Here is a 22,820-nt window from a genome sequence, read left to right on the forward strand (position 1 = left end):
TTGCGGCACTTGTCGCTTACTTCATTTCCCGCTTGATCTTCGCGAGCGGCGAGTCCGGCGGATACGTCGGCGTAATGGGCTTCGGCGAACCGAGCATCACGCACATCAGCGCGTCCTCCTCGCCCACGTTGATTTCCGTGCGGTACACGCCCGGCGGCACCGAAATCAGGTCGCGTTCGCCCAGCACGGCTTCCCACGTCTCGCCGTCCTTCTCGCAGATCACCTTCATCTTGCCGCGCAGCACGAAGAAGATTTCTTCGACGTCGGTATGGATATGGCTCGGGCCGATGTTGCCGGCCGGAATCACCATGGTCGAAAACGTGAAGCCGCCAGCGGGCACGGTGTTGACGTCCTTCGCGACGCCCGTGCCGCCGGTGCCCACATAGCGCATTTGCGCGCGGCGGTACTTCGGGTCGTAGTCGGCCTGGAACTTCAGTGCGTCCCAGTCGTAACGGCGCGTTTCGAAGCGCGCCACGCGCGTGTTCATCCAGTCGTCAAAGCTCGCATCGGCGGGGCGGTCCCACGACTTGCGCTCGATATCGGCATCGGCCATGTTTTCTCCTTGGGTTCTTGCGAACATATCTTCAGTTCTACGAAATCAGTTCATCACGAAGCCGCCGTTCACCGGCAGCAATTGTCCAGTCACGAATCGCGCCGCGTCGGACAAGAGGAACAACACCGGGCCCGTCACATCTTCGGGCACTTGCGCGCGCCGCAGTGCGCGCCCTTCCAGGTAATACGCGTGGCGCTCGGCCGGCACGTAGGCCGTGGCCTCCACTTCGGTCAGGCCAGGCGCAATGGCGTTGACGGTGATGTTGTCGGCGCCTAACTCGCGCGCAAGCGAATGTGTCATCGCGATCACGGCGCCCTTGCTCGCCACATAGGCGAGCAGTTTGGGCGCGCCCCACAACGCCGTGTCGGAAGCGATGTTGACGATCGCACCGCGGCCCGATTCACGCAGCCAGCGCTGCGCTGCCGTGCACATGAGCCAGGTCCCGCGCACGTTCACATCCATCACCGCGTCCCACGTCTCTACACTGACTTCGTGCGCGAGCTTGCCGCCGGAATTCGTGATTGCCGCGTTATTGATGAGCGCATCCACGCCGCCCATGCGCTGCGCGGCGGCATCGACGAATGCGGCGATGCTTTCCGGTTGCGCGAGATCGAGCGGTGCAAAGGCTACGTCGTGTCCGGCTGCAGCGAGTTGCTGAGCGAGTGCTTCGCCCGCCTCGACCAGCACGTCGCCGAAGGTCACGCTTGCGCCCGCCGCTGCGAGCGCCTTCACGAACGCCGCGCCCAAACCCCGCGCGCCGCCCGTGACGATCACGCGCCGCCCGGCGAGCGCGACCTGCGCCGCGAACGTGGCGTCATGCATGGCCATGCTCTGCGGTTTGCGCAGCGGCGGCCTGCTGGCCGCGCAACGCGTCGAGTTCGGCGAAGTGCTGCTGGGCGCGCTGGCGCAGCATACGGCGCACACGCGTCATGCCCACATCGTGCTGATAGAGGAATTCGTGATCGCGCGCGTTCGGCGCCATGCTTTCCAGCACATAGCGGTCTTGTTCCAGCACGGCCCAATGCAGACCTTCCAGGCGATTGCGATACATGAAGCGCCATGCGTCGCGCTGCCAGCCCTGCACCTTGCGCGTGCGCCAGAAGTAAACCTGGCAGTTGTTTTCGTCCACCGGCACAGCGAAACCGATGATGCCGAAATTGCCGCCCGGGCCGAACTTCTTCTTGTACGGAATGGCAAGACGCATCCACAGGCAGCCGGTTTCGCCCAGTTCGACCCAGTCGAAGTTCACGTCGCGCTGGCCGACCTTTTCGAACATGAGGCCGGATTCGGTCTTGCGCACGCGCATCTCGGCCTGCTTGTCGCCGTCGGCCATCGAATGCGAGGTAGCGTGCAGATACGCGCCGTGCATCGGGTCCATCACGTTGTCGATCGCGTACTGGTAATTGCACTTCCAGTTCGATACGCACAGGAAGCTTGCGTACTCCTCACCAACGAGTTCATCCGGCAATTGCAGCGGCGCGGCTTCCTTGTGCGCTTCGTCGCCGAACCACAGGAACACCGCGCCAGCATGCTCCTGCGCCGGATACGACTTCACGCACTTCTGGCCTTCGAGCGGGCACGCCGACACCGCCGGCACGTTCTGCACGGTGCCACCGCCATCGACTTCGATGCCGTGATACCAGCACGCCACGCGGTTGCCCAGGTTCCAGCCGAGCGAGAGGCGCGCGCCGCGGTGCGGGCAACGGTCTTCGAGCGCGTGGACCTGGCCGTCCTGATCGCGCCACAGCACGATCTGTTCGCCGAGGCGCGTGATGCCGATGGGCGCGTTGCCCACTTGCCAGCTCGGTGCAACGGGATACCAGTAGTTCTTGATGCCGCGGTCGAGATAGGCGCGGATGGGATCGGCACTGCCTGCGGCTTCAATCGTGGGGGACGTCATGTGGGGTCTCCGTATTCAGTATTGGCTGCGCCGGCTCATTCGGCGAGCAGACGGAATTCGGCTGCGAGGCGCCCGGCGTTCCATGCCGCGCCCTCGGGCGTGCGAAAGCCGATGCGATTCAATCCCGCCACGACTTCCTCGAGTTCGGCGGCGCCCGCTTCGAAAACCTGTTCGAGCGCATCGCCGAAGTCGTTTTCGTATTGCGTGGGCTCGGCCTTGCGCGCTTGCCACACCATGTTTTGCGCCTCGCCCGGCTGCTCGATCACGCCCTTGCCGGCGACGTTGTTCGGTTGCGGCGCGAGCCAGGGCTTGAGCAACGGATTGAAATTCACGGGGACTTCTCGCATGTCATTCCACCTTGATCTGGATTTCTTCACCGGCCAGGCGCACTGAGTACATCTTCAGATCGCGGCCGCCGGGCTCCTTGAGGCACTTGCCGGTCGGGATATGGAACACGGCTTCGTGCAGCGGACATTCGACGGTGTCGCCATCGACGAAGCCTTGCGTCAGCAACGCGTAAGCGTGTGGGCAGACGTTTTCGAGCGCGTAAATCTCGTCGCCCACCTTGTAGATGCCGATCTCCGTGCCGTCGAGTTTGTATTCGAGCGGCCCGTCTTCGGTCAGATCGCCGGCATGCCCGGCGCAGCGCCATTCTTCAGCCATGTGTCACCTTTCCCGTTCAACCGTGTTCCATATACGGAACAGTAGTTCGTGTATGGTCAATTATGAAACGGTCTTGGGAAGAAAAAAATAGAAATTCGGCGTGCCTGGGGAAAACACCGAGCGCACCTTGCAGGATGACATCTCCAAGGTCGCCAAGGGTGCGTTCTGGTTGCCAAAACGCTTACGGCACGTGCACTTACGCGCGTATGAGGCATCCGGGCAACGGGTCGCACCTGGGGGAATCACCGTCCTAAAAAAGTGTTTTGGCGTCTCACAAGAGTCTCTATACTTTCCATAGGCAGCACGTCTAACCATATATGGAACAAACGAAACCGCCCGCGAGCGTTTGCCGACAGAAGCACGCCGCGTAGTGCGAATGGATTGGGTATGCCGGATCAACACCCGGCTTTTCGTCATACGATCAGGAGTCCAAAGTTGAAGCATTTCATTGCCGCGGGGTTGACGGGTATTTGCGCCGTCTCGTCTGCATGGGCGCAAAGCAGCGTCACGCTTTATGGCAGTCTGGATGCGGGTGTGGCCTACGTCAGCAACGTAGGCGGTCACTCAAAGTGGATGATGGAGCAAGGCAACACCCAGCCCGACCGGTGGGGCCTGCGGGGTCAGGAAGATCTGGGCGGCGGACTCAAGGCAATCTTCCAGCTTGAAAACGGCTTCTACACCAACACGGGCGCGATGGCGAAGGCCAACACGCTGTTCAACCGCCAGGCCTATGTGGGTCTGAATTCGGATCAGTTCGGCACGCTCACGCTGGGCAATCAAACGCCGTTCTCGTTCGACGTCCTCGATCCGTTCAGCACGGCCTATCTCGCGGCGAGCTGGTACGCGTTCCATCCGGGCAATATCGACCAGTTGGCGGATACGGGCGTCGTGCCGTACAACAACTCAGTCAAATACAAGTCGCCGAGCTTTTACGGCTTCACGGCAGGCGCGATGTTCGGCTTCGGCAACACGACGAACTTCTCGACCGGCAGAACGATGGGCTTTTCGCTCAGTTATGCTAACGGTCTGTTCAAGGCCGGTGCGACGTGGTCGAACGAGCACGACCGCTCGGTGTCGATAGCGACCACCGGCATCACGGAGTTTCAGGGGCAGCCCGCGGCCACCTATATCGCCGACAAGGTCGAGAACATGGGCGTGGGCGCGTCGTACTCATTCGGCAAGCTACTCGTGCACGCGCTCTATACACGCACGAAGCTGCAGTCCAATGGCTACTCCGACACGTTCCAGAGCTACGACGCCGGTGCGAACTACCAGTTCACGACGGCCAATGCCGTAGTGGGCGGCGCGGCGACGTCCACGCTTTCCGGGCGGCGCTGGACCCAGGCGATGATCGGCGACGTGTATTCGCTTTCGAAGAGCACGCAGGTGTATGTGAACGCGCTGTACCAACACGCCAACTCCGAAGCCCAGGCGGCCTTCTTCACGGCGGGCGTGTCGAGCGGGCGCAATCAGGCGATCGTGCTCGCGGGCATTCACCACTCGTTCTGATCGCGGCGCTTCAGAACGCGTGGGAACTGCGCGTGCGCGCGGCCTGTGCCGCCGTGGGGTCGCTCGCGGTGGGGCGGTAATTGAGCCGCGCCGAGAGGTCGAGCGCCGCGGCGCACACGGCGGCGACGAGCGGTGCGCGCTCGGCCTCGCCAATGTCCGAACGCGGCACGGTGGCCGTGAGCGCGGCCACGATGCGGCCCGACTGATCCCTCACCGGCGCGCTCACCACCGAGATGCCGGTTTCGAACGACGCTTCGCTCACCGCATAGCCCTGCTGCGCGAACTCGCGCACGCGCGCATAGAGATCGGCAACGGTCGCGGGCGTGCGCTCCGTGTAGCGTTCCAGCTGTTTCTCGGGATAGAGCGTGCGCAGCTCGGCGAGCGAGAGGTCGCCCATGAGCACCTGGCCATGCACGGTGGCGTGCGCGGGCAAGCGCGTGCCCACATGGACCTTGACGGAGCTGAACATCGGCTCGCGCGTTTGCGCCTTCGCCACGAACACCACGTCGCGCCCGTCACGAATCAACAGATGGGTGCTGAGGCCCGTCGCGTCGCGCAGACGCTCCAGCAGCGGCGTGCCGAAGTCGGTGAGTTCGAGCGAACTCAGGTATTCGAAGCCAAGGCGCAGCACCGCCACGCTCAGCCGGTACTGCCGGTCACCGTTGGCGCGCTCGATGAAGCCGAGCGCTTCGAGCGTCTGCAAGAGGCGAAACGTGGTCGTGCGTGGAATGCCGATGCGCCGCGAAAGTTCTGGCGCACCGAGCACGGGCTCGCGCGCCGAGAATTCGGCGAGGATGCGCAGGCCGCGCTCGAGGCCCGGCACGAGATAGGTGGACGCGCCCGCGCCCTCTTCGTCCGCTTCGGCGCTCGTTTGGGCGGCGTTGGCGTCCGTTTGGGTCTCCTCGGCAGGCTGCGCTTCGCGCTTGCCCGGCCCGGCGCTGCGGCGTGCGGGGCCTGTGGTTTGTTTTGTGACCATTGGCGGCTGGAATGGGTAGACCGGGTTGGACCTTTGTTTGATGGGGTCAATGATAACGCGAAGCGCCGCCGCCCCACGCCGCCCTCTCGGTATGCGAACATCACGCGATGTTTCGCCGACGAAATCCGCCCATGCCGACAAGCCGAAAAGCCATCACCGCGCTTTTATTCATCGCACTCGCCGCAGGCAACGCCGCGGCCGAACCCGCACAAAAGCCGCCCGCACCGGCCATGATGGTCCATTTCGATTACTACCCGAAAGACCGCCTCCAGATCCACGCGCTCGAACAGCGGCTGGCAAGCGCGATCAAGCGCGCGGACGCCGGCGAACTCGGCGAAACCGAAATTCACGTCGATGGCAACGACGGGTATCTGTACATGTACGGCGCCGACCCAGACCGGCTGTATCGCGTCACGAGCCCGATTCTGAAGTCGTCCAGATTGACAGCCCATTCCGAAGTCACGAAATGGTATGGGCCGCGCACGGAGACTTTTGTGATTCGCTAAGGTAGCGAGCGCCTCAAAGCTTCGGATGGCACTCGAAACGGATCGTGGAAGCCTGCTGCTGCAGCGCCTCGAAACCGTCCATTTGTTCGATGCCGAGGCTCGCCTGCATGCCGCGGGTCTCGCAATAGTCGGACGCCGCGGTCACGGCGCGCTTGTGGGCGCGCGCCCAGGCGAGGCGCCCGCCGGACGCCGAGGCGGAAGCGACGAACGTATCCTGCCGATCCGACGCGGTGACATTGCCTGTCGACGCGCATCCCGCGAGCACCGTGCAAGCGGCAGCAAGTGAAACGAATACCCTTGGCAACAACTGCGTGATGCGCGACGGCCACTTCGCGACGCCGCCAAACTGTTCCGACGCGCTCATGAATACACGACCTCCGCGCCGCGTTTGGCCGCCGCCTTGCGGGACTCCAGCGCCATACGCAACTTCGCATGCTGCACGAGGTTCTGCGTCGTCACGCGCCCGGCTGTGTGAAGCACTCGCTTCGCCGCGCGCGGCAGCCGCCGCTGTTCGTTGCGGCTATGCGCCCAGGCGCGCGCCGCGAACCAGCCAACGACGGTCCAGCCGAGCAGGATGTTGACCATCGTGATCGCAAACGCGTCCTTGTGCCCGCGCGCGTCGGCTTCGATGGAAGGAATCAGATACAGGATGACGGCCGCAATGACCGAGGCACCTTCGAGAATTTGGAGCATCGCACCACCTCATGTTCGAGCGTTGAAACTGGGCGAAACGCCTGTGCGTCGCAGGGGCAAGATCGGGCGCCATCGCGCGCCGGATTGTCCACGTCCGCCAGTTTCAGAAGCTGTTTCGCTTTGCCTGCACCGCGGCCTTCGGGGCCGCCGTGACATGAGGTAGCAGTTTAGGATCGTTCTATCGAAAGTCCATGCCAATAGAACGAATTCAGTGTTGCGGCTGCATTAACAATCGCGCACTGGTGGGTCGCAAACGATTCCTGTCCTGTCGCAAATAATGTTGTCCTCACAGGTTCCTTGCAAACAAAGTTGTCTCGAAGAATTGCCCGCTTCTCTCGACGCCTTACGCCATAAGGGATTGCAGGCAATTTTCTCGCCCACCGAGTGACCGCCTCACGTCGTTGAAAAAACTACAAACACCCATCTGAACGGACTCCGAGCACCTATCCCAAACACCATCCCTTAACAATCAATCACTTAGCAAAAATCCTTGCAAACAAACATGGCCCGAGGAACACCGCTCGCAAACAATATCTGTCCCACGCGAATCGCGCGCAATTGATTGATTCAAAAAGATTTTTTTGGGGCAAGAAGGGAGACGCTGATTGCGCGCAGGCAAGACGCGATTCAGCCCCAGCGCGTGGCACGCAGTCGAGTAGCGCCGAACTAGGTCCAACAACAGCTTGCCGAGTTGGCTGCCAAATAGTTAAACCGTCAATTGAGCACGAAGCTCTTTTTCAGTCCGAGCCGCGCCAGGGTCGTCGATGGACACAACTGCTTCGATGGTTCGCACGTAGTCTTCAGGCAAGTTCGCTTCCCTTGCGCCCATCAGTACGTACTGTTTGTACCAGTGGTATGGCCCTAGACCGGGCTGCTTGTTCGTGGCGATGAACGTCAGCGCAACCAATCCGCCAGCCGCGGTTTCAATCCAAATAGACCGGGCGTCGTAGCCAGCACCGGCGCCCTCAAATCTGTCGAGCGCAGCCCGTTCGTTGTGCGCCACCATGAAAATGACGCCATAGACTCTGTCACCATCGTTTCCCGTGTACTCACAATCGCATTTGCCCGAGCCGTCTTTGCTTGCCTTGTCGAACGTGAGCCTGTAGCCAGTCACGAACCCCGTGGTGAAAACGCGGGCTGATGGCAGCCTGGCGACAAGGCGCCGCACCGACATGTTGGAGCCGTACGCGTACTAGAAAAATTCGCTGCCTGGGTCTCAAATCACCCGGCGCCAACTGTGCAATGGACTCAACCGGCCATCACCGCGAACAGCTCCGAGAAAAGCGACCGGTCATCAGGCACGACTGCCATCCTCGAAACAATGCGCGCCGCCGTTATGGCTTCACGGAGCTCCTGCAGAGTCCAGTTCGCTCGAGTCGCCGCCGCCAGGAGCAAAGTGAGTGAGCTACCCGGACTGGCCAGTTCGAACCGGCTCGAAAGAATCCGCCGCGCTTTCTTATCGTCAAGCACGACGCTCCCAAGGCCATCAACCGCGACCGCAATCGCAGCACTTTCGCCATCGTCCAGCGTCTGCGTCGGGGGGCCGCTCACGAGCGAAATGTACGTTTCGTATGCGACGTCCGACATCCGGCAGAGCTTAAGGTATCCCTCCTCGAACAGCGGCTGGAGCGGTGCCTCCTCCGTTCGCTGACCAGGCATCCTGCGAACTTCCGCTGCCGTGCGCAGGAAGCGTCGCGGCAAGGGATTGGGCCACGCCCGCCGCGCAATCCGATACATCCCGCGACCAGTCCTTCTGGTACGCGCGATGGACCCATGACTCGCTCAGGCGCAGCAGCGTTTCCTGAGCGGCCCGGAAGTACTGACGCAGCTGCAGGTTTTGCCACCATGCCTGAATGGCCTCATAGCCTTCCAAGTCGACGGGCGTGCCGTCCTGGGCACTGCCGCGTGCCATGGCGTGACGAATTGCGTCGACGGTGACGCCTTTCTGTCCAGCGGCTTTTGCCGCCTCCATCTCCGCGCGCACCGCGCGCAGCACCAGCGTCAGGCCCTGCTTCCGATTCTCCCAGTTCGGGCCCGTTGCCGTGTCATCTTTCTCCGGGTAGTACTGTGCGACGAAGGCCTCAATCTCGAATTCGGACGGCTGGCGCAGGTCCAGCATTTCGCCCATCTCAGCCACGTCGTTGTCCGACGCCTTCAGCCTTTCGGGGTTGGCCAGCCAGTCCCGCCATGGGTGGTCCGTCACGGCCAGCTCATAGCCGTCAGCAAGTTCATCTCCGGCTTCGGTCAGCGCATAGGCGCCAGAGATAGACGTGCGCATCAGAAACCGCATGCCGTTGACAAGGCTCGGGCTGTACTGGTCGGGCTGGACGAAGAAAGCACCCTTGCCAGGCTCATGTTCGGGGTCGTACTCGAGCGCGTTGTAGTCCGAGGACCCGACGAGCTTCGACGTATCAACCGATACCTTCGTCGCGCCCGACGGGTAGATACGACCGCCGCCGGCGAGACCCTTCACTCCTCGCTTTACGTTGTACCAGGCGAGAAGCAGCTGAATTTTCTCAAGTCCCATACGGGAGAGCTCGCCGATGTCCACGTCCTGCCCGCGCGCCGCCTTCTTTGCAGCAAGCTCGTCGATGTTGCGCACCATCCAGCAGACCGCAGAATAGACGCGGATGAACTGGACGACGTTGTTGATGCCGGGGAACGCCGAGCGATAGAGGGCCTCGATAAAGAACGAGTTGCCCAGCGGGTCTACGCCGCGCTTGTCGACGGTCGTATCGATGTAGTCCGGGGTTTCGAGCATGACTTACACCTTGAAGCGGTTCGTGAGGCCACGCTCTTCGAGCACAGCCGGGTCCAGTCCATAGAAAATCGGGCGCTTGCATTCCTTGCAGACGAGCTGCCGGCGCGCGCGAAGAATCGTCATGTCGTCCGAGTGCAGCGGACCGCCGCAGCACGGCGCGGCGCTCGCCTGAACGCCATCACGCACCACACCGAAAGCCTTGCTGCTGGGCTGGCGCTGATACCGGTGCAGCGCGCGCACGACCGGTGTGTATTCCGGCGCCACCGTCGGGCAGGTCCGCGACTGCGGGTCCAGCGTCAGGACGATGAGGTCCGTGAGCACATCCGAGTTGGTCGAGCTCGTCTCGACGGCATTCGCACGCGTGAGCGCCATTTGCTTTCCCTCATCGCTCAGGCGCTCGAAGCGGTCCGACTCTAGTCCCAGCGTCGCACTTTCCAGAACTTCGCCTGCCTCAAGCGCACGCCCGAGAAGACGCACCAGCGCCTCCTTGAGCGAGGGCAGCGCGACATCGCCATGGAACTCTGCAGCGCAGCACACCATTGCAGCGAAGAGCGGCATCAGTGCCTCGCGGTTCTGCTCGCTGTAATCGAATCGCGCGAACCGGTTCAGCCAGCCCTGGATGAGCGGCAACTGGCTCGTCTGGCGACCGGAGTCCTCGACAGGGCCAAGCGTGTTGAGCGTGAGCTTGAGCACCTGCGTCGCGGAAAGCTCGACCAACAGCGGCACAATCGAACCCCGCGCGTCGAGTTCAAGCCCGCGTGGGATGGCTTCGAGGGCCTGGAGGAACCGTTCCTCGGACTCCTTCGCTTCGTCGTTGTTTGCGGGCTCGCCCGGTTGCTGCGAGTACTCCTCGTCCTCGGATGCGATGAAGCGCGGCTTCAACTTCGGCTTCGGCATGCCCGGCGGCGTGTCCGGCTGGCCCGGCGTGCAGGGTTTGCCCTCAGGCTTGCCACGCGGGTCTTTCGGCTCGGGCGCCTTGAGGTCGGGGATGTCCGTGCGCTTCTTGACGTCGCGGTTCACCCACTGGATAGCGGCCTCAATCGCGTTACGCGACACGGCGGGCTGGCCAGTTGCGCCCTGGGCCTCTTCGATGCTCTTGCGCCACTCGGCGTACGTCATCTTGCGCGCGGGCGGCGCCTTGCTCTTTTGCCCAGCGCCACCAGGACGCGGACCCGGCGTGCCGGTCGGCTTCTGTCGCGACTGCAGGGCAAGCAGCCAGTTCGTAATCTGGTCGAGGTCGGCGTTGCGGTGTTCGCCGGCGAGTAGCCGAGCGGACGCCTTCGCGAGGTCGCGCTGTGACGGGTTGGTACGCAGGTCGAGCTCGACGTTAATCCAGCCCACTGCATAAAGGTCTTCCCCCGTCACAATGAGCTGCAGGGAATTTTCCGCCGATAGGGTGCGATGCAGACGCACATCGAATGCACCGTTGGTCATCGGCGTGTTCTGCTGCGTATGACGCGAGACATCCCCGTCCAGCACCTCGAGCGTGACGCGCTGGTCCGGGCCCGACGGGAACATCTGGCCAACAAGCCGGTTATCGGGCGTGAGGCTCACCTGCAAGGCGGGATTGCGTGCCGACAGCTCGTCGACGTTGAACTCGCAGGGCTTGTACTCCTTCGGTTTGTCGAGCTTTTTCCAGGCAAACGGCGTCTCATCCAGCAATCGCACGAGCGACACTTCGACGTTATCCGTGCTGGCCAGGCTCTGCGCGGTGGCGTTCACCGAACCCGTCATGACGACCACACCGTCATCGCCCTTTACCTCGAAGCACTTTGCGTGCAGCGTGCGCTCGAAGTGGTCAGTGTCCGCACGCACGAACCCCGGCACCGCGTCGAACGCGTTGCCGTCCTTCAGGAACGGGGCAACCGGATTCTTCGCGTCAAGGCCGATACGGATTTTGCTCACGCCGATTTCGTCGGCCAGTTCCTGCACCGGGGAGCCGGTGGGCGAGTGAAAGGGCGAGAGCACCGTGAGCGTGTGCGGGTTGTCGAGCCGGTAGGCGTGCTCGGTCAGTTGCTCGGCCGCCGTGCGCGAGAGGGTGTGCACGAGCCAGGCGCGTCGGTCAGCGTCATTGACCTGCCCGAGCTTCGCAATGCGAGAGCGGATTCGGGTGCTGTAGCCCGACAGAATCTCACCATAATCTGCGGAGAAGTCGTATTTCGCAGTGAGTGCGTCAAGGAACTCCGCGAACTCTCCCAGAACGCCGGGCTCCTCGGCGGCGCTGATAGCGTCGAGCACCTCCAGGTTCTTGCCGTGCCCGGAAAGGGTCAGGTTGGCACTACTCACGACCAGCCGGTCCGCATCATCAAAACCATCGAGGTAAACGAGCTTTGGATGGAACACGGTAGTTCTGGCCATGTAGACCGGGATGACGCGATAGGCGCTGCCGATGTAGAGGCCCGAGGCTTCATCAGTCGAGCGGCGCGCATACCGCGCGTCAACCAGCACATCTATCTGTTCGCACCCGGCGCGGCGCAGTGCGGGAATCAGGATGGCCTCAAACCACGAGATGCTGAAGGTGAACGTCGTGAAGAGCGCGCGACGTGGCCGCGCCTTATCAATAAGGGAAATCAGCTTGACAGACATATCCCTGGTGCCTCTCTCACAGGTCGACATCGTGGTCTGACGATGCGCGTCGCCTGCATTGTTACTACGGCAAACCGGAGGCGCCGCACTGCTTAAGACGCACCGAGTAAAACCGTGTGGATGAACACTAAATCTACCCCGTGATTTTCTCACGACCCCGACTGAAAAGGCACTGCGTCAGCTTGTTGCGCCTTGCTGAACACTTCTCAATCAGAGAAAAAACGCTGAGGCTGGACGTCGCTTGCTCTTGTGATGGGCCAGCAATGCAGTGGGTGCCATGGTCGACGCAAATTACGAGTAAAATTACGGCACCAATATTGAGGACCGCAGCATGGCAATCCCCCCATTTCAGCACCTCTTCTTGCCGTTTCTGAGCTTCATCTCGGATGGAAAGGAATACGGTTTGCAAGACCTGGCGGAGCACCTTGCAAAGGCCTTTGACCTGTCACAAGATGACGTCAATGAAATCCTGCCAAGCGGGCGCCAGACGCGCTTCAGAAATCGCGTCGCATGGACCCGAACGTACCTGTCAAAGGCCCTCCTGGTGGAGTCCGCTGGTCGAGGGCGCTTCCGGATTACGCAGCGGGGCCGCGACCTATTGGCCACCAATCCGCCAAAACTTGACGTTCGGTCGTTAAAGAAATACCCAGAATTTCAGGCATTCCACCAAGCAGGCCCCGAGGACAATGCAGGTAACAGCGCCGAGGAGCAGGTCGTCGCCAGTGAGACACCTGAGGAACGCCTTGAATCCAGCTACCAAGCTCTCCGCAAGGAACTGGCGCAGGCACTGTTGCAACAGGTGTTAAATGCCTCCCCTGCGTTCTTCGAGCAACTCGTTGTCGACCTTCTCGTTGCAATGGGATACGGCGGTTCACGGGCCGACGCCGGCAAGGCGGTGGGCCAAAGCGGCGATGAAGGCGTTGACGGAATCATCAAGGAAGACCGGCTTGGTCTAGACATTATCTACCTGCAGGCAAAGCGCTGGCAGAACCCTGTCGGACGCCCGCAAGTCCAGGCGTTCGTTGGTAGCCTTGTCGGCAAGGGGGCTGGTAAAGGCGTGATGCTCACGACCTCCCGCTTCACCGACGACGCAAGACAGTTCGTCAAACATCTCCAGCAAAAAGTCGTGCTCATCGATGGTGAAGAGCTCACTGGGATGATGATTGACTTCAACGTCGGCGTCTCCGCCACAACGCAGTATGTGGTGAAGAAGATAGACCTCGACTATTTTGGCGAAGAGTAGGATTCCGCGACGGCATCGTGACGGGGCTAACGTTGCGATGAACCGGCACTGCTTTGCACGAACCTGCCGTCCCTCATGCAGCGTCCTCCCAGTATGCATGGAGGAAGCGTTGTACATCACTGTTCGTCACCGGATAGGTCACAATCCACTGCCCAACTTCCCTCTGAGTCGCGAGAGTGACATGGTTGCGGCGCGCCTTTTCGACGGCGTTACCGTTGAAGAATTGGTTCGTTGCGGCCCACTTGGAAAAGTTTACACCGGGGTGCCGCAGTCGATATTCCGCTTCTGCTGAAACGACATCTTTGACCCCCGCGTCATTCAGAGTCGCATTCAAGGCCCCCGAACTCTTGCACTGAATTAGGTCCCCAGCGCCTCCGGTGAACGCGACCACATCCACACCACCATCGCGCGCTGGCGTTCGATAGACGGTTCGAAAGCCCTTCTTCTGCCATACGGCAGCCACATACGCCTCAAAGTGGTCCCACTCCATGCTCAGCACGTCGTCCAATGTGACGGCGCGGTTGAAAATCGAGTCATTTCCACCCTCCGGGATGATGTCCTGAATGTTCCAGTCGGAGGGCATCACGGTGCCAGAGCCGTTGAGCATGTCGCTCGCCAGCTTGCGTTTGGCGTCTAGCAGTTCATTTAGACGCTCCTCAAAGGTTTTGAAGTCAGCGGCACTCACAATCGGCAGGTAGACGAAGACCTCTCGTTTTTGGCCGATGCGGTACGCACGGTCGGTCGCCTGGTCTTCTTTCGCGGGATTCCAGTTTCGCGTGTAATGGACGACGTGATTGGCCTCCTGCACGTTCACCCCGTAGCCGACGGCGACCGGAGAAAGGATGATGACGCCGAATCCCGGCTTCTCTTGGAACGCGCGAATTTGCTTCTGTCGGCTGGCGACGTGTTTGGCCGAGGCTGTCACGTCGCCATTGATGATGCGCGGCTCGACTCCGAACGTCTCCTTGATGTAGTAGGCCAGCATCTGCTGCGCTTCGCGGAACTCAGCGAAGACAATAGCCTTCTCTCCCTTGCTTTCAATCTGGCCCAGCGTCTCGAGCAACCATCCGAGTTTCGGCGCTTCAGCGCGTGCCTGCGCAAGCGGCTGCGGGGTAAACCGCCCTAGGCCCGGCGCGTGCGGTGCGGTACAGATGGAACGCAAGTATTGAAGCACCCCAAGATGGTTCTTGAACGGAGACGCTGCCGTCTCTTTGTCGCCCTTCTTGAGGTCCTTGAACAAGTTGACTGCGCTCGTGTAGTACGTGCGTTGCAAGTTCGACATCGGGATGTGCACAGGAATGATGCGCTTAGGCGGCAACTGCGCGACATCGGTCTTCATGCGGCGCAGTAATTGCGGCTCAATCAGGCCACGCAACTCCTCAACACGCGCCTTCTCTTCCTCTGTCTCGGCCTCAATCGGCTTGCGATAGCGCTGTCCAAACTCATTGAGTGCGCCGAGGAACCCAGCCTGTATCAGGTCAAACAGACACCACAGGTCGGCGAGCGTATTCTCGACAGGCGTTCCCGTGCACGCTACCTTGAACATCACATTTTGTTTCTTGGCGGCGCGCGTGACCATCGAATTCGGGTTCTTGATTTTCTGCGCTTCGTCGCAGGTCATAATCGACCACTTGACAGCGGCGAACGAGAACTCAAGGTCGCGAAGCGTCTCGTAAGTCGTCAGCACGATGTTCGCGTCGCCGACCCATCCCGGGTGGAGGAACTTGACGAGATTTTCCTTTCGCAGTTCCTCGTCGATGGCCGAGCGCGGCACACGAAGCGATGCCAGGTTGTCGCCATACGCAACGAGCGGCCGGAAAGTGCCTTCCTTGAAGAACTTGCCCATCTCCTCTGTCCAGTTTTCGAGCAGGGACACGGGTGCCACGATGAGCGCCGGCGGCAGCGCCGGATTGTCCTCAAATGCCCGTGCCATGAACGTCAGAAGCTGTAGCGTCTTTCCCAAGCCCATATCGTCCGCGATGATGCAGCCACGACAGTGGTTCGGTGCGTGCTGAAAGAGATGCTGAAGCCACGCGACGCCCTTTTCCTGGTGCGGCAGCAGCTTCGTCTCTGACTTGAAGTCCGCTGGCAGCGCGGGGGATGGAGAAAAAGTGGTCAGAATCTCCTTGCGGACCTCCTCGTAGTCCACCGCATCAACGTTCGGCTTCAATAGCAATTGCTTCGCCTTCGGACGCACGGCCTTGTCCTTGGAGTCGAAGGGTTTCGGCGGCTTGTCATACCCTTCCCGGACTTCGTGTCCAAAGTTGATGAACGCGTCGAGGATGTCACGCGCTTCGGTGACAGGGATGGGCTTCGGGAATCCCGGTAACTCAACCGACGGCTTGCCAGAGGCTTCTGCCTCCTTGAGCTTGGCACTCAGTTCGTCTTTGACGCTATCCGTAATGGGCACCGCAACCGGTTCGGTGCTGCCTTCAGGCGTATACACGATGACATTGACCAGATGCTCCGGCCACCATTCATCACCCTTCTTCGCGATGTACGGCGAGTAGTACGGCTGCTCGAGGCCAATGTCGTTGACCCGCGAGGTATATGCGCTCAGGTCATAGACGTCGGCGTGCCTAACCAGAATGCGCGGGGACTGCCGTTCCTCAAGAGCCGCCCTCAGCAGCGCAAGGTGCTCTTCGCTGTCTCCGAGCAGTTCGAAGTCGTAGCCTTCCCACGCGTAGAGCTGACGTTCGGCGGCAATCGCGCGCTCGGCGCCACGGATGAAAGCTTCAAGCTCCGTGTCGCCTGAGAATAGTCGTTCCTCGGCTGACACTCGGTCCACAAGCGTCATCTCGATGGTCAATCCCACCGCTTCCGGATATCCCAGTGCGTCGCGGCGGATAATCGATGTGAAATGGTCGAAGAAAATGCCGGCCTCGATTTTGGCTTGCTCGAACTGCTCGTCATCAATGACCGCTTTAGCGTCCTCCCCCAGCGCGGCGAACGGGTTAAGCAGGAACGCCTCGGCGCGGCTACCCGAGACCAGACGCCCCGGCATGTTCCGAATGCTGGACAGCACGGTGTGCACTTCCGGCGTCACGATGACGTGGACCGAGCCCTCGGGTGTGCTGATGTCGTAGTGACTGGGGACCATAGGATACGAATCAAAGACCTCAAGCCAGTTCGCAGGCGCCCCCTCGAACGTCGGAATGATTTCGACCATCCGCGTGGTATCCGCGCCCGTTTTTTGCGGGATGATGTCGATGGTGTCCGGCGCGATGACGATGCTCTTGTACAGGAACTGGTCAAGACCCGCCTTGGCCGCGAGCGCGGAGCGTCGAATCTGGCCCCAGCGAATGCGGTTCACGGTCTCGTTGCGTTCATCGTCCGGGCGCGCCTGAAACTGCGCAACCTGCTCCACAGTCTCCCAAGCGTGACGTGAAAGCAGGCGTTGCTGGCCTTTGACAGAAACAAGCGCGCCATTGCGTGTCACATCCTCGACGGAACGGCGGTTGTCGTCGAGCCATCCGGATACGCGAATGGAAAAATCCGTGTCAATGAGCGAATTGCGGCTTTGAAGTTCCGGCGCAAGACCGGCGTCCGGTGGGAGTTCAAGTTGGTCCAGGCTACGGGAGAAAGCCGGCTCGTCGAGCAGGTTGTACAAGTTCTCCCACGACAAATGGGCGCTCTGGTCGGTCCAGATGGCGAAGCCCTCGTCGTGCAACTGCATGATGAGCGCAGGGACCGTCGGCGTAGCAAGCGGTGCGGCTCCCGCGCGAGAGCCCACAGCCTCAAACGTTCCGAGGTCCACGCCCTCAGCTCCGAACGCCCGCCACACTGCAGCAGTTTGCGACTGCGCTGCGCCGCTATCAGTCTTTCTCTTGAGCCACTTCAACATGCCTTGAATCCCCGTCTCTCTTTGTATTTGTTAGGCCTAGCGCCACCAGCCGCGACCAGGGCGGTACTTGAAGCCGTATGCTTGCAGCAAGGGCGTCATTCTGTTGTCCTCTGGCTTGTCCAGAGCGACCCACAGATAGCCTTCCCGCTCGCGCATGTCTCGGACATAGATGTCGTACTTGCTGCAAAGATTGAGCAGCTCTTTTTCCTGTTTCGCCCCAAACGGCAGATACACGACGGGAGAATTCGAGGTTGCGGCCGAAGTCACGGGCGCTGCAGGGGCCGAACCACCGCTGGTACCTGTCGCAGGCCTCAAAATCGAGGGGTTGCGCCAAGCGCTTGCGCTGGCAGTCTGCCCGGTTGCCTGACCGGCGCTGGCTCGGTCGGTGTTCTGGCGCGGCGTGGCCTTCACCGCCGTCGAACTATTGGAAACAGGTGTTGCGGGCGCTTGAGGGCTTGCGCTGTAATGCACGGCGGCGCTCGCCGGAACCAGTTGTTTGGCGGCTTGCATCGGAACCTGGGGTTTCCAGGTCGTCGCTGAAGTTTTGCTCGCACGTGATGCGGCCGGCATAACGATACCCCGGGCTCGCAAAGCGTCTTCGAAGATGTCTTCCCAGCTGTACCCGCCTCTATCGCGGTGGTACAGCTTGTCTGGGCCGAGCCGTCTGGATGACGTAGCCTGAATGTGGTGGCGAATCGCCTGCGCGGAAATACTGGTGTCGCCGTTCTCGAAGGGAACGTCGGATGCACGATACACGAAGCACGCGTTATTCTCGTGCCCGAATTCCGCGACGACCCAATCGTCGAATCGCATGATGAAGGCGTTGTTTTGCCCGTCGCCTGCCCCATGGAGGTCCAGCGTCATTCCTTCCATCAGTTTGATGACTTCGACCATGCGCGGGTCACGGCTGTTTCGAGCGTTGGGCCCCAGCGCAAATTTCACGTCACCGACGACATCCGCGTACTTCTCCCAGAAGTCACGCCGCCGTTCGCGCTTCAATCGGACATCGTCCTTTTCGTGCTGGTCCTGCTTGGCCAGAACGTTGAAGAACTGCTGAATCACGTGCAGCTTGAACCACTTCTTCACCATCTCCCGTGGTTCGCGGGGCACAGAAATCCATCCGGTGCTGCTTTCCTTGCGCAAGAAAAGTGGGTTTCCCCAAAAGTGCAATGAGAAATCGCGCAGCGCACCGTGCATCGGGCCGCCACTGTGCGCGCAATATGCGCTTAGAACCTCCGCCAGCCCCTGATTGAACACAACCGGATTTTGGCTCGCGAGCGGCTCGAGCAACGGCAACAGCTGCGGGATGTAGGGCGTAATGCCCGCCTTTGCGGCGGCTCGCACCTGAGCTAGGACAACCTGCTCCAGGAGCCACGAGGTGCGGTCGATGCCAAGTGCTTGCTGAAAGTGGAGAAACGCCTCGTCCTTACCTTCGAGCACTTGACGGGCAAACGCCTCCACCGGCGCGTCAGAGAAAAGTTCGGGGTGTGCTACGAGTTCAGGAACCCAGTTCTCGTCCAGCCCTTCAGGGTCGCGCAGACTGTTCGCCCCGGAATCCAACCAAGACCGAAGCAATTCCCAATTGGGTCGACCGGTCTTCGATGCGCCCTTCATGTCGGGGTGATACCCGAGGTACGTGTCGAGCAGCCCCTTATAGCAGTCGCGGAAGATGGGCCGGTGCTTACGGAATCTGTCCACGCCCAAGAGGACAGCGGGAAACCGGGCGGTATCCTCGATGAGGCGATACCGCATCTTTCCGATGGGCCGGTCGCAACCGAGGCTGACTAACAACGCATCGTGAGAGTGCCGGAAACGCGGCTCCCGCTGAAAGCGCTCGACGGCTCCCACAATGGCGTCCACAGGGACTTTCGCCGTGTGACCCTTGAGCTTTTGTGTCAACGCTTCGAGTTGGTCTTCGAGGTTACCCAAGGGTGATTGCAGCAAGACCGGCTGGGTCTGCAGTCGGTTGAGCCGGTTACGCAGGTCGTCGAGGAAACTCATCAACTTGTTCCCAAGGCACAGGTGCCGAAGTTGCCGCGCGGCACGCCGTTGGTCGACGTGCGATGTTCGCCGATGCCCAAGAATTCCAGTCGAAGCTCCACGCGCCGGCTATCCTCATTTGATGCCTTGGCCGCGTTGAAGGAATATCCTCCGACGAGAAAGAGGTCGCGGATTTGCTCGAGCTCATCGTTACTCATGCCGCTCTCGCCCGCCGGCGGCTTTGCAAGTAGAACGCACAGCACGCGCTGGCTACGTTGGAGGCTCAGATTGAGGTTATAGAGGTAATCTCCTTCCGGGCTCGAAAAACCCTCCACCACAATCTGCTTGAGCCATTTCTGACCGAGAGGGTCGCGTGCGATGGTAAGCACCTGAGGCACGAACGAGCGAAGCAGCTTTTGCTGCTCTGGCTTGAGCCCAGAGCTATTCTTGTCGAAGTGCGCCTTGTCCCCGAAGTCGATGACGTTACGGTCCATGTCGACCGAGATGCCGGCGTTCTTCGCTGCAACTTGCACGCGATGAAGCAATTCAGCAATTTCGCGGTCACGTTCAGCTTTCTGCCGCTCGGCTTCGCTCACCTGCTTCGTGACGGCAAGCAGCGTCACCGACATCGTGACAAGGAATAGCACCATGAGCGCGGTCATCAGGTCCGCGTAGCTAATCCAGAACGGCTTTTCTGCCTCGCCCTTGCCATGCGGTTTCAAAACGATGCGTGAGCTCAACATTTAAGCCCCCTCCTCGTCCATCACAATCGGGCGCACTGCCATTGCCAAATTCTCGATGGTGCGACCGAGCAGGCCCGTCACCTTCCCGGTCGTATCGACCAGCTTGCTGGCGGCGCGCTCCATTGCCTCAGTGAGGTTGGTCTGGAACTTGTCGCTGGAGTCCTGGAGAACATCGGTCACTCCGTTCATGAATTCCTCGACTTGCAGCTGAGCGACCGTGAGCGCCTTGCTCGAGGCCTGAATCTGCTCGAGCACTTCATGGCTCAAGGAACCTTCTGCGAGCGCCACGACGGTTTTCAGTTGCTCGAGCATCGATTGGAATTCGTCGCAACGAGCGCGATAGTCAGTGACGACGGACTGCATCGTCTGAGAGGCAGTGCCGATATAGCCCGCTGCGGCTGCCAACTTGTCGGCGAGACCGGTCGCCTGGTTGAGCGAGCCCGTCAATGCCGTGCCAGCCTTCTCGAATTCGTGCGCCGCCGTGTACAGTGTGTTCGCGCCCGCATTCATCTGCGAAACCGTTTCGCCCGTCACCTTGCCCATTGCGTCGACACTTTCACGCATCTTGTCAGCGGCAATACCCGTCCCGGAGACAAGTCTGCGCACTTCCGTCACGAGCGCGTCGACTGAAGACGACATTTGCGCGGCTGCCGCTCGTGCGTCGGCGGAGATTTGAGCAACTGCAGCTTGCGCGTCGGCGGCGAGTTGCTGCTGTCGCCTCTCTTGAGCAGCTTCCGCTTCCACCGATTGTTCTTTGAGGCCCTCGACCATCGACTCGACCGAGCCTTTCACGCTGTCGACCGAATGCGTGAGCTGCGCGCTGGTTTCCTTCTGCGCGTTCGCAATGGAATCAGACAACCCGTTCACCAACTTCGCGACCGACTCGCTCACGTCGTCAACTGTCTTCTGCAATTGCGCGCTGGTCGTGGTCTGCGAGCTTTCGACATTGTTCGTCAACGACGCGACGAGACCGCCAACACGCTCGGTCACGTCGGACAGCGCTTTCGTGAGCGCTTCGCCCGTCGCTGATTGGGAAGTTTCGACGTTGGTCGTCAAAGACGCGACGAGACTGCTTACACGCTCGGTCACCTCGGCCAGGGCCTTCGTGAGAGCCTCGCCTGACGCAGCTTGCGACGTCTCGATTTTCTCGGTAAGTTGCTTAACCAGCGCGTCGACATTGGTGCTGACCTTTTCCAGCGCGGCAAGCATGCCGTCATTCGTCGCCGTCTGTGAACTGGTGACAATCCCCTTTATCGCGGCCGCCGCCTGTGTCATTTCATTGGTCATGCGGCTCTGGCTGGCTTCCATGTTCTTGATAGCCTCGGCCAACTGCTCGCCCATCTTGCCAGTTGCGTCCGTCCCGGCGGTCGTGAGTGTCGTCGACAACTGCTCCATCTTCGCGACGGCCGACTGAAGCGCGGCAATGGTCTGCTGCTGCATCGTGTTGATGCCGGCAATCTGGTCACCGAAAAGGTCGCGCAGGCTCTGGTTGAGCTCTTTCACGACCTCCGAGAGCAGATTGTGGACGGCCCCGGAACGCTCCTTAGCAGCGTTTTCGACGGCCACTTGCACCGCCTTCATGGGTTCCGCAAGCGCCTTTTCCAGGCCGTCGCTGATGTGTTGCCCAATTTGCTTGCCAAGCTGCTCCGTACTTTGCGCCTGAGCGTTAATCTGGGCGTCGATAATGCGTCGTTGCTCGGCAATCTGAGTCTCGGCGACTCCTTGCAGAATGCCCTTGAGGTCATTGACGAGCGCGTCCTTCAAGGTTTTGCTGTTCGACAGATAGTCCGCCGAGGACTGCACCAGGTCCTGCAGCATCTCCTCGCCAGCACCGGCCTTGTATAGCTTGTCGATTTCGATGGCGAGGGCCTCGCTCTTCTTGTAGAGGCTGGCGAGAAGCCATTTTTCGAGCAGCGTGATAATCATCGCGCAGGCAATTGCACCGGCGGAGACAGCGAACGCTTCGGACACGGACCCCAAGAGCCCCTTCAGACTATCGCGGACCTGCGCCGCATCTGCGCTGACGTTAAACGCGTCCAGCCCGTGCAGAATGCCAAAGAACGTTCCAATAATCCCGATACCGGTCAAGATACCGGGAACGTGCTTGAAGAATTCAGCACCGACATAAGAGTCCACGGTCGTCTGAGTGTTAAAGAACATCTCAGCCGGAATGGTGGAGCGCTTTTGGTCGAAGACGTAGTCCTTCTGCTCCGAATCGAATCGCTCCTGTCTGAAGAGCGTCTCGTCATATTCGCTCCATAGGTGCGCCAAGTCTTTGTGTCTCTCAAAAAGTGGCGCGGGGTCCACCCCTGCTTCGAGTCGCGTCAGCTCGGCGATGACGCGTTTGAGCGCGGCACCCCGCAAAACGGCTCTCGGGATAAACCAGCAAATGAAATAGCTGAACAGCACGAGGATGGCGAGCGCGCATAGCTTCGCAATGACCGGTGCGTGGACGAAGGTCTGGTACATGACGTGTTTGGTCTAGCTTTGTTGATAAGCCGGCTCTGCGGGCAACTCGATGCCCTTTTGACGACAGAACTCGAATACTAGGGTCTCGAGCAGATTGGCCTGACTTCGATTCTCGTGCTTCGCTGCAAGTGTCAATGCGGTCTTGAACCGCGCCGATGCCCTGAAACTCATAGGCGTGTCTTTTCGTTCTCTCATGGCATCCCCGATGGCCGACGCGTATGGTAAATGTAATGCGACACGCCATGCAATCGGGGTTTTTCCCCGAACTGAAAAAGAGTAGTTTTCTGTACCCGCCTTCCTATCTGCGCAAAAAATAAGTTGATATATCATCTTATTTAACGAGACTCCCTCCGGAGAGCAGGACTCCGACGTTTGCACGTTCCGACAACGCAAA

The 22,820-nt window shown here is 60.5% G+C and carries 18 protein-coding genes and 1 pseudogene; 3 read left to right on the forward strand and 16 right to left on the reverse strand.

All coding sequences use genetic code 11. The features are described 5' to 3' along the window. Nucleotides 1–16: 16 nt before the first annotated feature. Genes U5A57_RS09540 through U5A57_RS09560 form a run of 5 tightly spaced genes read right to left on the reverse strand, consistent with a single transcriptional unit; the run spans nucleotide 17 to nucleotide 3,116 of the window. A complete protein-coding gene (locus U5A57_RS09540; RefSeq protein WP_158762930.1) occupies nucleotides 17–553 on the reverse strand; it encodes a cupin domain-containing protein in 537 nt (178 codons plus the stop codon). A 45-nt stretch (nucleotides 554–598) separates the two neighbouring features. Further along, complete coding sequence (locus U5A57_RS09545; RefSeq protein ID WP_321910211.1) at nucleotides 599–1,375, reverse strand: SDR family oxidoreductase; 777 nt, start codon at nucleotides 1,373–1,375, stop codon at nucleotides 599–601. Beyond that, the gene (locus tag U5A57_RS09550) at nucleotides 1,368–2,453 is read right to left on the reverse strand and encodes an aromatic ring-hydroxylating dioxygenase subunit alpha (RefSeq protein ID WP_321910213.1); all 1,086 of its coding nucleotides are present in this window, start codon (nucleotides 2,451–2,453) and stop codon (nucleotides 1,368–1,370) included. Before U5A57_RS09550 ends, U5A57_RS09545 begins: the two co-directional genes overlap by 8 nt. A 35-nt stretch (nucleotides 2,454–2,488) precedes the next feature. Next, nucleotides 2,489–2,800 (reverse strand): recombinase-like helix-turn-helix domain-containing protein, encoded by a 312-nt coding sequence (locus tag U5A57_RS09555; protein ID WP_321910215.1) that lies wholly within the window; start codon nucleotides 2,798–2,800, stop codon nucleotides 2,489–2,491. 1 nt (nucleotide 2,801) lies between these two features. Continuing rightward, complete coding sequence (locus U5A57_RS09560; RefSeq protein WP_321910217.1) at nucleotides 2,802–3,116, reverse strand: non-heme iron oxygenase ferredoxin subunit; 315 nt, start codon at nucleotides 3,114–3,116, stop codon at nucleotides 2,802–2,804. A gap of 387 nt (nucleotides 3,117–3,503) precedes the next feature. On the opposite strand from U5A57_RS09560, the gene U5A57_RS09565 reads away from it, so the two are divergent. Further along, a complete protein-coding gene (locus tag U5A57_RS09565) occupies nucleotides 3,504–4,625 on the forward strand; it encodes a porin (protein ID WP_321910218.1) in 1,122 nt (373 codons plus the stop codon). A 10-nt stretch (nucleotides 4,626–4,635) separates the two neighbouring features. Here U5A57_RS09565 and U5A57_RS09570 read toward each other — a convergent pair whose 3' ends face one another. After that, nucleotides 4,636–5,601 carry an IclR family transcriptional regulator gene (locus U5A57_RS09570; protein WP_321910220.1) on the reverse strand — a complete coding sequence of 322 codons (966 nt, stop codon included), beginning with the start codon at nucleotides 5,599–5,601 and terminating at the stop codon, nucleotides 4,636–4,638. 131 nt (nucleotides 5,602–5,732) lie between these two features. On the opposite strand from U5A57_RS09570, the gene U5A57_RS09575 reads away from it, so the two are divergent. Further along, nucleotides 5,733–6,107 carry a hypothetical protein gene (locus tag U5A57_RS09575; protein ID WP_321910221.1) on the forward strand — a complete coding sequence of 125 codons (375 nt, stop codon included), beginning with the start codon at nucleotides 5,733–5,735 and terminating at the stop codon, nucleotides 6,105–6,107. Nucleotides 6,108–6,120: 13 nt separating this feature from the next. On the opposite strand, the gene U5A57_RS09580 is transcribed toward U5A57_RS09575, so the two are convergent. The 6 genes and pseudogenes from U5A57_RS09580 to U5A57_RS09605 all read right to left on the reverse strand — a co-directional run bounded on the left by U5A57_RS09580 (nucleotide 6,121) and on the right by U5A57_RS09605 (nucleotide 12,147). Continuing rightward, entirely contained in the window at nucleotides 6,121–6,471 is a 351-nt protein-coding gene (locus U5A57_RS09580; protein WP_321910223.1) for a hypothetical protein, read from the reverse strand. Continuing rightward, complete coding sequence (locus U5A57_RS09585; protein ID WP_321910225.1) at nucleotides 6,468–6,800, reverse strand: superinfection immunity protein; 333 nt, start codon at nucleotides 6,798–6,800, stop codon at nucleotides 6,468–6,470. Before U5A57_RS09585 ends, U5A57_RS09580 begins: the two co-directional genes overlap by 4 nt. A gap of 706 nt (nucleotides 6,801–7,506) precedes the next feature. Further along, a pseudogene (locus U5A57_RS09590) lies at nucleotides 7,507–7,977 on the reverse strand (gamma-glutamylcyclotransferase family protein); the annotation flags it as partial. Between the two features lie 71 nt (nucleotides 7,978–8,048). Next, nucleotides 8,049–8,387, reverse strand: a complete 339-nt coding sequence (locus U5A57_RS09595) for a hypothetical protein (RefSeq protein ID WP_321910227.1) — start codon at nucleotides 8,385–8,387, stop codon at nucleotides 8,049–8,051. Between the two features lie 10 nt (nucleotides 8,388–8,397). Beyond that, nucleotides 8,398–9,561: a hypothetical protein gene (locus tag U5A57_RS09600; protein WP_321910228.1), complete on the reverse strand. Its 1,164-nt coding sequence runs from the start codon at nucleotides 9,559–9,561 to the stop codon at nucleotides 8,398–8,400. A 3-nt stretch (nucleotides 9,562–9,564) separates the two neighbouring features. Continuing rightward, a complete protein-coding gene (locus U5A57_RS09605) occupies nucleotides 9,565–12,147 on the reverse strand; it encodes a phospholipase D-like domain-containing protein (RefSeq protein WP_321910229.1) in 2,583 nt (860 codons plus the stop codon). Nucleotides 12,148–12,478: 331 nt separating this feature from the next. On the opposite strand from U5A57_RS09605, the gene U5A57_RS09610 reads away from it, so the two are divergent. After that, nucleotides 12,479–13,390 (forward strand): restriction endonuclease, encoded by a 912-nt coding sequence (locus U5A57_RS09610; RefSeq protein ID WP_321910231.1) that lies wholly within the window; start codon nucleotides 12,479–12,481, stop codon nucleotides 13,388–13,390. Nucleotides 13,391–13,463: 73 nt separating this feature from the next. On the opposite strand, the gene U5A57_RS09615 is transcribed toward U5A57_RS09610, so the two are convergent. Genes U5A57_RS09615 through zorA form a run of 4 tightly spaced genes read right to left on the reverse strand, consistent with a single transcriptional unit; the run spans nucleotide 13,464 to nucleotide 22,426 of the window. Beyond that, nucleotides 13,464–17,234 carry an SNF2-related protein gene (locus U5A57_RS09615; protein WP_321910232.1) on the reverse strand — a complete coding sequence of 1,257 codons (3,771 nt, stop codon included), beginning with the start codon at nucleotides 17,232–17,234 and terminating at the stop codon, nucleotides 13,464–13,466. 36 nt (nucleotides 17,235–17,270) lie between these two features. Beyond that, nucleotides 17,271–19,235: an EH signature domain-containing protein gene (locus U5A57_RS09620; protein ID WP_321910234.1), complete on the reverse strand. Its 1,965-nt coding sequence runs from the start codon at nucleotides 19,233–19,235 to the stop codon at nucleotides 17,271–17,273. Next, nucleotides 19,235–19,957 carry a flagellar motor protein MotB gene (locus tag U5A57_RS09625; RefSeq protein WP_321910235.1) on the reverse strand — a complete coding sequence of 241 codons (723 nt, stop codon included), beginning with the start codon at nucleotides 19,955–19,957 and terminating at the stop codon, nucleotides 19,235–19,237. The genes U5A57_RS09620 and U5A57_RS09625 overlap by 1 nt, the downstream gene beginning before the upstream one ends. Then, nucleotides 19,958–22,426: an anti-phage ZorAB system protein ZorA gene (gene zorA, locus U5A57_RS09630; RefSeq protein ID WP_321910237.1), complete on the reverse strand. Its 2,469-nt coding sequence runs from the start codon at nucleotides 22,424–22,426 to the stop codon at nucleotides 19,958–19,960. Between the last annotated feature and the right edge of the window lie 394 nt (nucleotides 22,427–22,820).

It is taken from the genome of Paraburkholderia sp. J11-2 (genome assembly GCF_905220185.1).
GTDB lineage: Bacteria > Pseudomonadota > Gammaproteobacteria > Burkholderiales > Burkholderiaceae > Paraburkholderia.

Coding starts and splice junctions, on each gene's coding strand:
- U5A57_RS09620 (WP_321910234.1), bottom strand. CDS start 19,235: ATGAGTTTCCTCGACGACCTGCGTAACCGGCTCAACCGACTGCAGACC.
- U5A57_RS09600 (WP_321910228.1), bottom strand. CDS start 9,561: ATGCTCGAAACCCCGGACTACATCGATACGACCGTCGACAAGCGCGGC.
- U5A57_RS09555 (WP_321910215.1), bottom strand. CDS start 2,800: ATGCGAGAAGTCCCCGTGAATTTCAATCCGTTGCTCAAGCCCTGGCTC.
- U5A57_RS09545 (WP_321910211.1), bottom strand. CDS start 1,375: ATGCATGACGCCACGTTCGCGGCGCAGGTCGCGCTCGCCGGGCGGCGC.
- U5A57_RS09570 (WP_321910220.1), bottom strand. CDS start 5,601: ATGGTCACAAAACAAACCACAGGCCCCGCACGCCGCAGCGCCGGGCCG.
- U5A57_RS09625 (WP_321910235.1), bottom strand. CDS start 19,957: ATGTTGAGCTCACGCATCGTTTTGAAACCGCATGGCAAGGGCGAGGCA.
- U5A57_RS09560 (WP_321910217.1), bottom strand. CDS start 3,116: ATGGCTGAAGAATGGCGCTGCGCCGGGCATGCCGGCGATCTGACCGAA.
- U5A57_RS09615 (WP_321910232.1), bottom strand. CDS start 17,234: ATGTTGAAGTGGCTCAAGAGAAAGACTGATAGCGGCGCAGCGCAGTCG.
- U5A57_RS09550 (WP_321910213.1), bottom strand. CDS start 2,453: ATGACGTCCCCCACGATTGAAGCCGCAGGCAGTGCCGATCCCATCCGC.
- U5A57_RS09585 (WP_321910225.1), bottom strand. CDS start 6,800: ATGCTCCAAATTCTCGAAGGTGCCTCGGTCATTGCGGCCGTCATCCTG.
- U5A57_RS09565 (WP_321910218.1), top strand. CDS start 3,504: ATGCCGGATCAACACCCGGCTTTTCGTCATACGATCAGGAGTCCAAAG.
- U5A57_RS09610 (WP_321910231.1), top strand. CDS start 12,479: ATGGCAATCCCCCCATTTCAGCACCTCTTCTTGCCGTTTCTGAGCTTC.
- U5A57_RS09595 (WP_321910227.1), bottom strand. CDS start 8,387: ATGTCGGACGTCGCATACGAAACGTACATTTCGCTCGTGAGCGGCCCC.
- U5A57_RS09605 (WP_321910229.1), bottom strand. CDS start 12,147: ATGTCTGTCAAGCTGATTTCCCTTATTGATAAGGCGCGGCCACGTCGC.
- U5A57_RS09575 (WP_321910221.1), top strand. CDS start 5,733: ATGCCGACAAGCCGAAAAGCCATCACCGCGCTTTTATTCATCGCACTC.
- U5A57_RS09580 (WP_321910223.1), bottom strand. CDS start 6,471: ATGAGCGCGTCGGAACAGTTTGGCGGCGTCGCGAAGTGGCCGTCGCGC.
- U5A57_RS09540 (WP_158762930.1), bottom strand. CDS start 553: ATGGCCGATGCCGATATCGAGCGCAAGTCGTGGGACCGCCCCGCCGAT.
- zorA (WP_321910237.1), bottom strand. CDS start 22,426: ATGTACCAGACCTTCGTCCACGCACCGGTCATTGCGAAGCTATGCGCG.